9 protein-coding genes are annotated in these 13,888 nt (G+C 71.0%); 7 read left to right on the top strand and 2 right to left on the bottom strand.

The features are described 5' to 3' along the window. Position 1 precedes the first annotated feature (1 nt). Positions 2-1,618, top strand: a complete 1,617-nt coding sequence (locus KBX21_RS17555) for an ABC transporter permease subunit (RefSeq protein ID WP_210842552.1) — start codon at positions 2-4, stop codon at positions 1,616-1,618. Further along, positions 1,615-2,520, top strand: coding sequence for a sugar ABC transporter permease (locus KBX21_RS17550; protein WP_049574259.1), 906 nt, complete (start codon positions 1,615-1,617; stop codon positions 2,518-2,520). The genes KBX21_RS17555 and KBX21_RS17550 overlap by 4 nt, the downstream gene beginning before the upstream one ends. Positions 2,521-2,657: 137 nt before the next feature. Here KBX21_RS17550 and lepA read toward each other — a convergent pair whose 3' ends face one another. Then, on the bottom strand, positions 2,658-4,499 hold the full coding sequence (gene lepA, locus KBX21_RS17545) for a translation elongation factor 4 (RefSeq protein WP_049574255.1): 1,842 nt from the start codon (positions 4,497-4,499) through the stop codon (positions 2,658-2,660). A gap of 271 nt (positions 4,500-4,770) precedes the next feature. Between lepA and KBX21_RS17540 the strand changes: the two genes are divergently transcribed. The 5 genes from KBX21_RS17540 to holA all read left to right on the top strand — a co-directional run bounded on the left by KBX21_RS17540 (position 4,771) and on the right by holA (position 12,240). Beyond that, positions 4,771-5,760: a hypothetical protein gene (locus KBX21_RS17540; protein ID WP_210842551.1), complete on the top strand. Its 990-nt coding sequence runs from the start codon at positions 4,771-4,773 to the stop codon at positions 5,758-5,760. 255 nt (positions 5,761-6,015) lie between these two features. Further along, positions 6,016-6,285: a 30S ribosomal protein S20 gene (gene rpsT, locus KBX21_RS17535; RefSeq protein WP_049574246.1), complete on the top strand. Its 270-nt coding sequence runs from the start codon at positions 6,016-6,018 to the stop codon at positions 6,283-6,285. Positions 6,286-6,699: 414 nt separating this feature from the next. Beyond that, the gene (locus tag KBX21_RS17530) at positions 6,700-8,463 is read left to right on the top strand and encodes a helix-hairpin-helix domain-containing protein (RefSeq protein ID WP_210842550.1); all 1,764 of its coding nucleotides are present in this window, start codon (positions 6,700-6,702) and stop codon (positions 8,461-8,463) included. Positions 8,464-8,465: 2 nt separating this feature from the next. Then, positions 8,466-10,796 carry a ComEC/Rec2 family competence protein gene (locus tag KBX21_RS17525; RefSeq protein WP_210842549.1) on the top strand — a complete coding sequence of 777 codons (2,331 nt, stop codon included), beginning with the start codon at positions 8,466-8,468 and terminating at the stop codon, positions 10,794-10,796. Between the two features lie 481 nt (positions 10,797-11,277). Further along, positions 11,278-12,240 carry a DNA polymerase III subunit delta gene (gene holA / locus KBX21_RS17520; RefSeq protein ID WP_049578914.1) on the top strand — a complete coding sequence of 321 codons (963 nt, stop codon included), beginning with the start codon at positions 11,278-11,280 and terminating at the stop codon, positions 12,238-12,240. Positions 12,241-12,679: 439 nt separating this feature from the next. On the opposite strand, the gene KBX21_RS17515 is transcribed toward holA, so the two are convergent. Next, positions 12,680-13,888, bottom strand: a complete 1,209-nt coding sequence (locus KBX21_RS17515) for an amidohydrolase family protein (RefSeq protein WP_049578917.1) — start codon at positions 13,886-13,888, stop codon at positions 12,680-12,682.

Genomic DNA, 13,888 nt, shown 5'->3' with positions numbered 1-13,888 from the left:
GGTGGCAGCTTCCAGCCGCGACGGCGCGGGCCCGCCCTCCTCCGGGACGCCCGCCCGTCCACCGCTACCCGGGGGCCGGTTCGCCGCCAACGGGTCGATCGTCGGCCAGCTCGTCAGAATCGCCCTGCTCAGCGTGTTCACCGCCTTCGGCGTGTGGGCGGTCCTGCCGTTGTACGTGGCGGGCAATTGGTGGGGCATCGGCCTGGTCACCCTGGTGGTCGGCCTGGTCTACTACGTCTACCTGTCCAAACGCACCGTCCCGGCGAAGTACCTGGTGCCGGGCGTGGTGTTCCTCCTGGCGTTCCAGATCCTGCCGGTGCTCTACACGATGAGCACCTCGGTGACCAACCTCAGCGACGGCCACCGGGGCGACAAGGACCGGGCCGTCGCGGCCATCGAGGCGTTCTCGGTCACCCGCGACCCCGACTCCCCCGAGTACGTGCTCACCGTCGCCACCACGGGAGACCCCGAGACCGGTGAGCTGGCCTTCCTGCTCACCGACGCCGAGGGCCGCGCCCACGTGGGCACCGCGGACGGTCTGAGCGACCTCGGCGGTGCCGACGTCGACGCAGCCGGGAAGGTCACCAGCGCGTTCGGGTACACGATCCTGACGCCCGCCGAGGTGAACGCGCGCAGCGACGAACTCCAGGAGTTCGCGGTCCCCACCGACGATGGATCGGGCATCCGCTCCAGCGGACTGTCCAGCGCGTTCGAGGGCAGCGCTGTCCGGGTCTACGACCAGGGCTGCGACTGCGTCACCGACTCCGAGAGCGGTGAGGTCTACACGGCCGACAACGAACGCGGCGCCTTCTACAACGAGGACGGACAGCGGCTGGCCCAGGGCTGGCAGGTCAACGTCGGTCTCGACAACTTCGCGCGCTTCCTGCTCAACCCGACCTTCGCCGGCTCGTTCTTCGGCATCCTGCTGTGGAACCTGGTGTTCGCGGTGTCCGTCACCGGGCTCGTGTTCGTGGTGGGTCTGGGGATCGCCCTGACCCTGCACGTGCCGAGGATGCGCGGCAAGGTGCTCTACCGCGTCCTGGTGATCCTGCCCTACGCCATGAGTTCGCTGGCCATGTTCCTGCTGTGGCGGGACATGTTCAACACCGACTTCGGCCTCTTCAACCGGATGCTCGGGCTCCAGATCGACTGGCTCGGCGACGTGTGGACCGCCCGGGCAGCCGTCATCCTCGCCAACGTGTGGCTGGGGTACCCCTACATGTTCCTGGTGGCCACCGGGGCGTTGCAGGCGATCCCCCGCGAGCTGGGGCAGGCGGCGCAGATCGACGGAGCGGGCCCGTGGCAGGCCTTCCGGCACGTCACCCTGCCCCTGCTGATGGTCGCCATGACCCCGATCCTCATCGCCACGTTCGCGTTCAACTTCAACAACTTCAACGCGGTGTGGCTGATCACCAGGGGCGGGCCGTTCTCGCCGGACAACCCGACGGCGGGCGGCACGGACCTGCTCATCACCTACACCTACCGGCTGGCCTTCAACGAGGCCACGGCGCAGTACGGGTACGCGGCGGCGCTTTCGGTGATGATCTTCCTCATCGTCTCCGTGATCTCCGTGGTCAGTCTGAGTCGGAGCAAGGCCCTCAAGGAGGTGGACCGATGACGGTCGGCGTTCCCGATGCGGTACGCGCGCCCCACACGCGCAGCGGAGCCACCCGGTTCGCGCTGTGGGCCCGACGTCTGGGGTGGCGGCACGCGGTCATGGTGGTGGTCGTGGCCTTCGCGATCTTCCCGGTGCTGTTCGTGGTCTCGGCCGCCCTCAACCCCGTCGGCACCCTGAGCAGCGCGCAGCTGTGGCCCACCGGAGCGAGCTTGGACAACGCCCGGGACCTGTTCCGGAACACGCCGTTCACCACCTGGTACGCGAACTCGCTGTTCTTCGCGACCACCAACGCGGCGGTGACGGTGCTGCTCTCGGCGCTGGCGGCCTACGCCTTCAGCCGGATGCGGTTCAAGGGGCGCAGGGTGGGCCTGATCGGCCTGCTCATCATCCAGATGTTCCCGCAGTTCCTGGCGATCGTCGCCATCTACCTGATGTTCTCCAACATCGGTGAGCTCTACCCGGCGATCGGCTTCGACACCCGGTGGGGTCTGCTGCTGGTGTACCTGGGCGGTGCGCTGAGCATCAACACGTGGCTCATGAAGGGCTTCTTCGACACGGTGCCGAAGGAGCTGGACGAGTCAGCGCAGATCGACGGCGCCACCCACGCGCAGGTGTTCTTCCGGATCATGCTTCCGCTGGTGACCCCGGTGCTGGCGATCGTGGCGCTGCTGGTGTTCATCTCCACCATCAACGAGTTCCTGATGGCCAGCGTGTTCCTGAGGGACACCGACGCCAAGACGCTGGGCCTGGGGCTGTACCAACTGGTCGCCTCGCAGCGCAACGCCAACTTCGGGATGTTCGCGGTGGGCGCGCTGATGCTGTCCCTGCCCACGCTGATCGTGTTCTGGTTCCTCCAGCGCTACATCAGCGACGGCCTCACCGCCGGGGCGGTGAAGGGGTAGGGCTGCTCCCGGTCCACCGGGCCCGGGGCACACGCCGTGCGCTCGCACGACGCACGAGCAGAGGGGCGCTCCCTGGCGGGGGCGCCCCTCTCTCATCGGTACGGCCCCGGGCGGTGCACCACCCGGGGGGCCGTTCCCTACTTCTTCTTCTTGTCCTCGGCACCGCTGGTGTCGGTGGACAGCGCGGAGATGAAGGCCTCCTGGGGCACCTCGACCCGGCCGACCATCTTCATCCGCTTCTTGCCCTCCTTCTGCTTCTCCAGCAGCTTGCGCTTACGGCTGATGTCGCCGCCGTAGCACTTGGAGAGCACGTCCTTGCGGATGGCGCGGATGTTCTCACGGGCGATGACCCGGGCGCCGATGGCGGCCTGGACCGGGACCTCGAACTGCTGCCGCGGGATGAGCTCGCGCAGCTTCTTGGTCATCTCCACACCGTAGGCGTAGGCCTTCTCCTTGTGGACGATCGCGGAGAACGCGTCGACCGGCTCGCCCTGGAGGAGGATGTCCACCTTGACGAGGTCGGCCTTCTGCTCGCCGATGGGCTCGTAGTCCAGGGAGGCGTACCCCTTGGTCCGGGACTTGAGGGCGTCGAAGAAGTCGAAGACGATCTCCGCCATGGGCAGCGTGTACCGCATCTCGACGCGGTCCTCGGACAGGTAGTCCATGCCCTGGAGCTCGCCGCGACGGTCCTGGCACAGCTCCATGATCTGACCGATGTAGTCGGAGGGGCTCAGGACCGTGGCCTTGACCATCGGCTCGTAGATGCCCTCGATCTTGCCGGTGGGGAACTCGCTGGGGTTGGTCACCACGTGCTCGGCGCCGTCCTCCATGTCCACGCGGTAGATCACGTTGGGCGCGGTGGAGATGAGGTCGAGGTTGAACTCGCGCTCCAGGCGGGCACGCGTGATCTCCAGGTGGAGCAGGCCGAGGAAGCCGCAGCGGAAGCCGAAGCCGAGGGCGGCGGAGGTCTCCGGTTCGAAGGCCAGGGCGGCGTCGTTCAGCTGGAGCTTCTCCAGAGCGTCGCGCAGCACCGGGTAGTCGGTGCCCTCGATCGGGTACAGGCCCGAGAACACCATCGGCTTGGGTTCGTGGTAGCCGCCGAGCATGTCGGTGGCGGGCTTGACCAGGGAGGTGATGGTGTCACCCACCTTGGACTGGCGCACGTCCTTCACGCCGGTGATGATGTAGCCGACCTCGCCCACGCCCAGACCCTGGCACTTGGTCGGCTCGGGCGAGCTGACGCCGATCTCCAGGATCTCGTGGGAGGCCTTGGTGGACATCATCTGGATGCGCTCACGCGGGCTGAGGTGACCGTCCACGACCCGAACGTAGGTGACCACGCCGCGGTAGGTGTCGTAGACCGAGTCGAAGATCATCGCGCGGGCCGGGGCGTCGGCCTGGCCGACGGGCGGCGGGATCTGGTTGACGATCTCGTTGAGCAGGTCCTCGACGCCCTCGCCGGTCTTCGCGCTCACCCTGAGGACGTCGGAGGCCTCGCAGCCGATGATCCCGGCGAGCTCCTCGGCGTACTTCTCGGGCTGCGCGGCGGGCAGGTCGATCTTGTTCAGGACCGGGATGATGGTGAGGTCGTTCTCCAGCGCCATGTAGAGGTTGGCGAGGGTCTGGGCCTCGATGCCCTGCGCGGCGTCGACCAGCAGGACCGCGCCCTCACACGCGGCCAGGGAGCGCGACACCTCGTAGGTGAAGTCGACGTGGCCGGGGGTGTCGATGAGGTCGAGCGTGTAGGTCCGGTCGTCCACCGCCGTGAACGGGATGCGCACGGCCTGCGACTTGATCGTGATGCCGCGCTCGCGCTCGATGTCCATGCGGTCCAGGTACTGGGCACGCATCTGACGGTCCTCGACGACGCCCGTGATCTGGAGCATCCGGTCGGCCAGCGTCGACTTGCCATGGTCGATGTGCGCGATGATGCAGAAGTTGCGGATCAGCGCGGGATCGGTCCAGTTCGGCTGTGCCACCGTGCTCCGTTCACAGGGTTGGGTGTGGGTCGTCACGCGCCTGGGGTGGCGCCGCCCCGCCGGGCTCTCGGTGATGGGAGGACCATCCGGCCACGGCATCGTCCATCATCCCACGGCGCCGAGACCGTCCTCACCGGAAGCGGCCGGTGAGGATACGGCAGTATGGGCGCGAGCGCGGGACCTGAGTCCAGATTATGCGACCTGGGGCCGGAAACGGGCGATGCGGGTGCCCAGCGGGCGAGGGCGCCGGACGAGAGCGGGTGGCGTACGGGTGAAGTGGCTACTGAAACGGTTGCTGGCCGGTGTGGCGGCGGTCCTGGTCGTGCTGGTGGGCGCCGGTGCGCTGCTGGCGTACCAGTACTCGGGGTCGCCCGAGGAGTGGACCGCCTCCCAGGGGGCGGACGCGGCGTGGGTGGGCTCGTGGGAGGACACCGGGACTCTGCAGGCGCTGCTGGACACGGGCTCGGTGAGCACGCTGTACGTGTACGCCGGTGAGGTGGACGCGGACGGCGGTGTGGAGCGGGTGGCGGACACCGAGGCGTTGCTGTCGTGGCTGGACGCGAACTTCCCCGACGTCGAGGCGCTGGCGTGGCTGCGCCACGTGGAGTCGGGTTCCTCGCTCATCCGGGACCGGTTCGACGCCCCGGCGCGGGAGGCTCTGGCTCCGGCCGTCGCCGAGGTGGGCGCGGACGGGTTCGACGGGGTGCACCTGGAGATCCGCCCGGTGACGGTGAACGACCCGTCACTCCCCACCCTCATGGAACTGGTGAGGGAGGAGCTGGACGAGGACACGGTGCTGTCGGTCCAGGCCCATCACGTGGAGCTGGTGCCGGGTGGCCGAGTCCCGTCCTTCGTCGCGGGCGGCGAGGAGAAGTACTGGTCCAAGGGGTATCTGGACCGGGTGACCGAGCACGCGGACCAGGTCGTGCTGCCGGGCGTGGACGCGAACATGCCCACGGCGGGGTTGTACGGCGGGTTCATGGTGCGGCAGGTGACCGAGGGGGTGACCGCGCTGGCCACCCGCGAGGACGTCACCGTGAGGTTCGGGGTACCGACCTACGAGAGCGAACAGTGGGGGCCGGCCACGGACAACGAGACCGCGCTGACCGCGCTCGCCGCCGTCCGGCTGGGGATGTCGAGGGTCGAGGAGGTCCCGGAGACGATGACCCTGGGCGTGTCCCTGTACCTGGTGGACGAGGCCGAGGAGGGCGATCTGACCGCCTACCGGACGGCCTGGCTGTCCCCGGTGGGAGCGCCGTGACGGTTCCGGGGGCACGCGGCGGCCGACTCCGCAGGGGCGAACCCGCGTCGCGCACCCCCGGGGTCCCGAGTGGTCCGCGTGGTGCGGCATACTGAGAAGTCCGTGTCTCGGACTTCCACGTTCGAATTTGAGCCCTGTGGACTCACACACACCCTGCGTCGGCGCCCACGCAGGCCTCTCATGGAACGGCTGCCCATGAGATGAGCCGCCTGTTCGACCGACGCGAAGATCACAGTAACTGGAGCACGTTTTCGCATGGCGAACATCAAGTCGCAGAAGAAGCGCATTCGGCAGAACGAGAAGGCTCGTGTCCGCAACCAGGCGGTGCGCTCTTCCCTGAAGACGGCCGTTCGGAAGTTCCGCGAAGCTGCCGAGGCCGGGAACGTCGAGCAGGCCACCATCGCGCAGCGTGGCGCCGCTCGTGCCCTGGACAAGGCCAGCAGCAAGGGCGTCATCCACAAGAACCAGGCCGCGAACCGCAAGAGCGCGATCGCCAAGCGCCTGGACGCTCTTCAGTCCGCCTAAGGACTCAGGGCAAGAAGGCTTCGCGAGGGCTCGGTCCACCAGGACCGGGCCCTCCGTCATGCCCGGGGACTCCCGCGCGGGCCCGCCCGATCGCCCCGCTGATTGCCGGAGCAGCGGGCCGCCCCCGCACCGGCCCCGCCCCGCGCGGGTCCTCGAAACCGGTGCGGGACAGACGCGCACACTCGGTGTGACCCACCCTCCGGGCCTGGGAACTCCCTCGTGTCGGAGTTGTCCACAGGTCGCACCGGTCCCCTGGAACGTCGGCGCCGATCCTGGTTTGCTCGATATCGGGGGCGCCTGTGTCTTCGCCCTCGCAAGCCTGCCCGAAATCGGATACGCCGCTCCCCCTGCGAGTTATCCACAGATCGAAACTGGCCGATGACAGGCCGTCCCGGCCTCCCTAGCGTTGAATCCATGACCGCTTCGCGCCGGTCACGGCGCACACCTTCCCTGTCAGACCCCGAGGAACGACTCCGTACCCTCGGCCTGGACTCCTCCCCCGCCGCCACCCCGCCGCGCGTCCGCGTCCCCGGCGCCCTGCCCGATCCCGCGTCGGTGGTGGCCCTCCCCCGCCCTCCCTACGCGGTGGGCGAGGCGGAGACTCCCTACCTCCCCGATGACCACGAGCCGGGGCGGAGCAGGCACTGGAGCTCGTCCTCCCCACCCGGTCCGCTGTGGAACGGAAGGGCCTCGGCCCCGGATCTGACGGAGCGGCCGCCCGAGGACTCCCTGGACCCGGAGTCCTCGCCCACCGTCCGGATCACACCGAATCCCGACGGCGTCTCTGGTGCCCCCGCCCGACTCGATCCCCGGGAGGGGCCGCCACCAGGTGGGGCACCACCCGCCGCGGGCAGCCATGTGGCACCGAACGCGACGCCCCCGGACCTCTGGGCGGACGAACCCGCGAACCCGAACGGGGAGTTCTCCCCGCAATTCTGGTCCGGTACTTCGGTGCCGTCCCTCGGTGCCCCCGGGCTGGACGCCCACGCCACCGCGCTGACGGACCAGGGAGACCGGCGACCACCCGAGTCCTGGAGCGACGAGGCGCGGCGGCTCCACGAGACGGCTCCCGGGGACCGGGACGACGGCTCCGCAGACGCACACCAGGAGCGTCACCCAGGACTCCGGCTCCAGTCCGGCCACGCCGCGCGACAACGCCACACTGCCGTTCCCGAGACCGAGTCCAGCCCGGAACCCTGGACGGACGACCCCGACTCAGGCGGCGATCAGGCCGGGCGGCCCTCGGAACTCCGGTCCGGCCGCACCGCGCGACGACACCACGAGGGCGATCCCGACTCCGAGTTCAATCCGGCGGACTCCGAAGGCACTGGTGCACAGGAGCGGCCGGTGTGGGAGCAGACGGGCGTCGTGGCGTCCGGGGACGGGCCCCGGACAGGGCCCCGGAACGCACCCGGGTCGGAGCGGCCTCCGGGCGGCGGGGACCACCGGAGCCTGGCTGCGGCCCGGCCGCCGTCCGGATACACGGAACTGTCTCCTGAGGGACCCGGTTCCGTCCTGGAACGGGTGGCCGAGCGCTGGGGCTCCACCTCCGCACTGTCCCGGCGGGCGGTGGTGGCCCTGTTGGTACTGGGGCTGCTCGCCGTGGCGGGTGCCTTCCTGGCCGTGCGTGATCGCCCCGAAGAGGTGACCGTGTCCGAGCTCTCGGACCAGGCCTCCCCGGTCGGTCATGACACGGCCGAACAGGCCGCGTCCGGGGACGAGGGCGGAACGGGTGAAGCGTCCGCGGAACCAGGCGGGGACGTCGTGGTGCACGTGGGCGGTGAGGTCTCCGAGCCCGGGCTGTACACCATGCCCGCCGGATCACGCGTGGCCGACGCGGTGGAGGAGGCGGGTGGTCCGTTGCCCGAAGCCGACCTCGACCTGGTCAACCTCGCCCGACCGCTGACTGACGGCGAGCGCGTCCTGGTCGGGGTCCCCCAACCGGACGGTGGATCGGGTGACGACCCCGAGGGCAGCGGCCCCCTGGTCAACCTCAACCTCGCCGGGCAGTCCGAGCTGGAGACCCTTCCGGGGATCGGGCAGAAGAAGGCCCAGCAGATCCTCGCCCACCGTGAGTCGCTCGGCGGCTCGTTCAGCGGCGTCGAGGACCTGCTCGGCGTGGACGGCATCGCGGAGAAGACGTTCAGGAACCTCGAACCCCACGTGACGGTGGGGTGAGGGTGGTCAGCTGGCTGGGTACCGACGCCCACGGTCTGGACCAACCGCCGGACCTCAAACTGTTTCTCCCCGCCGTCACCGCCTGGCTGGCCGCGCTCGGCGCGCTGGCGGCGCCTCCTTGGCTGGCGTGGTCGTTCGCGGGATTGCTGGGTTGCGCCGCGCTGGCGGCACTCCTGGTGCACCACCACGTGCTGGAGGCTCCGGCCCTGGCCCTGGTCGCCACGTTGGCCTGCGGCGCGACGGTGGCGGCGGTGGCGGGGGTCCACGTGCACCGGACCGCCTCCAGCGCCGCCACGGCGGCTGCGGAACAGGGCGGTGAGGCGGCCTTCCGCGCGGTGGTCACCACCGATCCACGTTCCAGGGCTGGCCTGCCGCGTCCGGGCCGAGCCGAGTGGGTGGTGCCCGCACGCACCGAGTGGGTTCGGGTGGACGGTGCGGAACGAGTGTCGCGGGCCCCGGTGGTGGTGCTGGCCTCCGGGCCGGGCTGGGAGGGGCTGCTGCCCGGCCAGTCCTTCGAGGCGCGCGGCTCCTTCCTGGCCTCGGACGACGACCAGCTCACCGCCGCCCTGGTACTCGTGCGTGGCCCTCCGGAGGCGGTGGGCGAGCCCGGGAGGTTCCAGGCGTTCGCGGGTGAGGTCCGGTCGGGGCTGCGCGAGGCCTCCGCGGGCCTGTCCCAGCCGGAGCGGGGGCTCCTCCCGGCACTGATCGTCGGTGACGTGTCCGCGTTGCCCGAACCCACGGCCGAGGACTTCCGAGCCACCGGGATGACCCACCTGCTCACCGTCAGCGGGGCCAACCTCGCGATCCTCACCGGGTTCGTTCTGGGGGTGGCCAGGTGGACACGCGCGCCCACCTGGTGCTCGGTGCTGGGCGGCGCGCTGATGATCTGGGTGTTCGTCCTGGTGTGCCGACCCGAGCCGAGCGTGGTGAGGGCGGCGTTCATGGGGTCCCTGGGTCTGTTGGCGTTGGCCACCGGACGGGCGCAGGCGGGGATGCGGGCCCTGTGCGCCACGGTGGTGGGGGTGCTGTTCGTGGCACCCGGGCTGGCCGCATCGTACGGGTTCGCTCTGTCGGTGCTGGCCACGGCGGGCATCCTGGTGCTCGTGCCCGGTTGGGCACGGGCCTGGTCGGAACGCTGGCCCCGGCCCGTGGCCGAGGGCTTCGCGGTCGCGGTGGCCGCGCAGGTGGCGGTCGCGCCCGTGCTGGTGCTGCTGTCCGGCGAGGTGTCCTGGGTGGCGATCCCGGCCAACGTGCTGGCCGCGCCCGTGGTGGCGGTGGTGACCGTGGCCGGGTCGGCGCTGACCGCACTGGCGTCGGTGTGGCCGGGCGCCGCCGCCTTCCTGGTGCCGCTGCCCGGGCTGGGGGTGTCCTGGATCGCTCTGGTGGCCGGGGCCGGGGCGCGGGTCCCGTACGGCGCGCTGCCCTGGCGATCGGACGTGGCGGGCGGCCTGTTGCTGGCCTTGGTGCTGGTGGTGTTCCTGCTGACCCGTGGCCTGACCCGGCGGGTACTCGCCGCCGTGGCGGCGGCCGTGCTGGTCCTGGGGTTGGCCGCCCGCTGCGTACCGGGAGGGTGGCCGCCTCCCGGGTGGGCCCTGGTCGCCTGCGACGTGGGGCAGGGGGACGCGTTCGTGCTGTCCATTGGGAGAGGGGAGGCGGTGGTCTTCGACACCGGGGACGACCCGGACCTGGTGGACGGCTGTCTGGACCGCCTGGGGATACGCGTGGTGCCGCTGCTGGTCCTCAGCCACGACCACGCCGATCACGTGGACGGCGCGCCCGGCGTGCTGCGACACCGCAGGGTTCCTGTGGCGCTGGCCCCGCCGGGGTTCGGTGAGGGCCCCGCGGGCCGTCTGTTGGCTGAGGAGGGGGTGGAACTGCACGAGGCCCAGCGGGGGCAGCGGTTCCGGGTGGGGCCGTGGCTGCTGCGGGTGCTCTGGCCCAGGAGCGGGTTCGTGGGGTCGGTGAACGACACCTCCGTGGTGGTGCGCGCCGACGGCCCGCAGATGTCCGTGCTGCTCACCGGGGACATCGAGATGGAGGCCCAGAGCGCACTGCTGCGCGAGCCCGAAGCCGAGCTGTTGGCGGTGACGGTGCTGACCACGCCCCACCACGGCTCGAACACCCAGGTCCCCGCCTTCCTCACCGCCACGGAGGCGACGGTGGCGGTCACCTCCGCTGGCCGGGAGAACTCCTACGGCCACCCCACCCCGTTCACGGTGGGAGTGCTGGAGGGGATGGCGCGGGCGCACGCGCGCACCGACCTCGACGGTGACATCGCCGTCCTGGGCGGACCGGTACGGGTGGCCACCCGTGGCCCGAGACCCGACCCGTAGGTATCGCCACCCCGAGGTGGGCGTCCGACTCCGCGATGCGCGGTTGCGGACACCCGGTCCGGCAGCGGAGGCACGAACAGGGACTGGGAGCGAGGAGGCAACAGCTATGCGGAAGGTGAGGCACCTGGCAGCGGAGCCGAAGCGGTACCAGCAGGGGCCGCGGGTGTGCCCACTCGCGCTGGCCTCCCCGCGAGCGAGATCCCACCGCCCCTGGCCAGCGGGAATCCGCGGAACCCGCCTTGAGGCGAGGGTGCGAGCAACCGACACTGGCCGAGCCGCAACCGAGGACGCGCCGCCCTCGGGCGGCGGGGTTCGCGGGCGCCCGGATGGGTGCCCGGGTGGGTGCCCGGGTGGGTGCCCGGGTGGGTGCCCGGGTGGTCGCCCGTGCGTGGCCCACAGACGCGTGGACCAACGACGGCGATCCGCTCGGAGACCGGTGATCGGGCACAGGTTGGTCGGTGGAGCGTGGCATCCTCGTTGTATGCCTGCACCCGCCCTCATCACGCTCATCGTCGGCGACGAGGAGCTCCTCGTCGACCGGGCCGTGGCCGCCGTCGTCGCCTCGGCCCGCGAGGAGGACCCCGAGGTGGACGTCCACGACCTCGTGCCCGCCCAGGTGGGTCTGTCCACCCTGGTGGAGGTCACGTCCCCCTCGCTCTTCGGCGACCGCCGGGTGGTGGTGATCCGCTCCTCCCAGGACCTGGTCAAGGACCTGGCGGCGACCGTCACCGACTACCTCAAGGCCCCCGCCGACGACGTGTTCATGGTGCTCACCCACGCGGGTGGTGCCAAGGGCAAGGCCCTGCTCCAGGCCGCGGTGAAGGCCGGGGCCCAGCGGGTGGACTGCAAGGGTCCCACCAAGGGGCCCGAGCGGGTCGCCTTCGTCAAGAGCGAGTTCTCCTCGGCCGGACGGCAGATCACTCCGGACGCCGCGCAGGCGCTGGTGGACGCCGTCGGCACCGAGTTGCGTGAGATCGCCGCGGCCTGCACCCAGCTGGTCGCTGACACCGAGGGCAGGGTGGACGCGGCGGCGGTGGCCAGGTACCACTCCGGCAAGGCGGAGGCCTCGGGATTCACCGTCGCCGACCGTGCCGTGGAGGGCCGCCTGCCCGAGGCCCTGGAGCAGTTGCGCTGGTCCCTGGCGGTGGGCACCGCCCCGGTGCTGATCAACAGCGCCCTGGCCGGTGCCGTGCGCGGGATCGCGGTGGCCGCCCAGCCTCCGCGCGGTATGAACGAGGCGGAGCTGGCCAGGCGGGCCAAGGTACCGCCGTGGAAGCTGCGCACCCTGCGTCAGCAGGCTCGTGGATGGAGCGCGGCCGGGGTGACCCGGGCGATGGCGGTGATCGCCGAGACCGACGCGCTCATCAAGGGCGCCGGACGCGATCCCGAGTACGCGCTGGAGCGCGCGGTGATCGAGATCGCCCGCGCCCGAGGCACCCGCTGAACGGAGCCGAAGGCCCCGGCGCCGTGACCACTGGAAACCTGACCAGGGAGCGCCGGTGTTGCCGCTGCCGTGGGCACGACCATGGCTCCGGCCTTGACCGGCCTCCAGGTACCCGAAGGGGCCTCGGGGCGGCTTCCCCCATGCGGGAACCGCAGACCTCTGGAGTCTCGAACCGAACCGCCCGCGGACATGGCTGGCAAGAGGCGGCCGCCCGCAGGTGCGGTGGCACCTCAGCATGCCGGAACGGGCCCGCCCCACGGGCACAGGCTGACGGAGAGCCCCGCGGGTACCAGGTCCGACCCCGGCGTTCCCACCGGCCCGCGCACGGCGGCGTGGGACTGACCCTTGGAGAGCCCGCAGTTCGGGACCTGGCGAGCGCACCGAGGACGCGCACGCCCCTGGGCACTCGTGGCCGCCCCACACGCTCCCCGGAGTGACCTCAGTGGATGGTGCGGCCGCCCTGCCACACACGCAGGGTGTGCAGGCCCATGGACCACGCGAAGGCGCCCTCGTGATCGGCGTCCCACTGCACGAGATCGGCCAGCATCCCCGGAGCGATCATGCCCCGGTCGTTCAGACCCAGCGCGTGCGCACTGCCCGCCGTGGCGGCGTTGAGCGCCTCCTGGACGGTCATCTCGAACATGGACACCGCGAGGGAGATCACCAGCGGCATGGACGTGGTTCCGGACTGGCCCGGGTTGTGGTCGGTGCCCAGACCCACGGGTACGCCGTGGTCGAGCAGGGCGCGCACCGGCGGGGTGCGGCGCTCGTGCAGGGCGGTGGTGGGGCAGGCCACGACGGGGGTGCGGGTGGACGCCAGGGCGAGCAGGTCCTCGTCGTCGGCCTCGTGGACGAGGTCCACCGAGGAGCAGCCCAGCTCGGCCGCCATCCGCACTGCCCCGTGCCGGGGCCGCGAGCAGGCGTGCAGGGTGGTGCGCAGGCCCACGGACTGGCCCACGCCCAGGAGCATGTGGGCGTCCTCGGTGGTGAACTGCTGGTTGTCGCAGTACACGTCCACGCCGTCCGCCCCGGCCATGGCGGCGTCGCTGAGCCAGGAGGCGGCGGTGGCCACGTACTCCTTGGGGCGGCCGAAGAACTCCGGCGGGACCCCGTGCGCGGGGAAGAACGTGACGTGCAGGCGGGGCATGCCGGGTTCCTCCTCCAGGGAGCGCAGCAGGCGCACGTCGGCGAGTTCGCCGTCCCGGGTGAGGTGGTAGCCGGTCTTGGCCTCCACGGTGGTGCTGCCGGACAGCACCCAGTGCCGGAGGCGTTCCCGGACCGCGTTGCACAGCGTCCAGGGGTCGGTCCCACGGGTGATGGTGACGGTCGTCGAGACCCCGCCGCCAGCGGCGAAGATGTCCGCGCGGGTGGCGCCCTTGGCCCACATGTTGACCTCGGCGTAGCGGTCACCCGCGTACACGGGGTGGCAGTGGGCGTCGACCAGGCCGGGGGTGACGAGTCCGCCTCCGATGTTGACGACCTCGTCGACCTCGGTGAGGTCCTCCATCACTCCGGGAATGCGTTGGGGGAGCTCGGCCGCGTGGCCGACCCAGGCGATCCGGTCGTTGTCCATCAGGATGGCGGCCTTGGTGAGCAGCTCGTTCCCGGTCCACAGCCGACCGATGTTGGTGAGGAGTACTACCGTCAT

The organism is Nocardiopsis sp. B62, assembly GCF_018070675.1.
GTDB lineage: Bacteria > Actinomycetota > Actinomycetes > Streptosporangiales > Streptosporangiaceae > Nocardiopsis > Nocardiopsis prasina.
This window is presented reverse-complemented; position numbering and strand designations above follow the sequence as displayed.

Bases quoted from the DNA above. Each gene is read 5' to 3' on its own strand.
- rpsT (WP_049574246.1), top strand. From the start codon at position 6,016: ATGGCGAACATCAAGTCGCAGAAGAAGCGCATTCGGCAGAACGAGAAG.
- KBX21_RS17530 (WP_210842550.1), top strand. From the start codon at position 6,700: ATGACCGCTTCGCGCCGGTCACGGCGCACACCTTCCCTGTCAGACCCC.
- holA (WP_049578914.1), top strand. From the start codon at position 11,278: ATGCCTGCACCCGCCCTCATCACGCTCATCGTCGGCGACGAGGAGCTC.
- KBX21_RS17550 (WP_049574259.1), top strand. From the start codon at position 1,615: ATGACGGTCGGCGTTCCCGATGCGGTACGCGCGCCCCACACGCGCAGC.
- KBX21_RS17515 (WP_049578917.1), bottom strand. From the start codon at position 13,888: ATGACGGTAGTACTCCTCACCAACATCGGTCGGCTGTGGACCGGGAAC.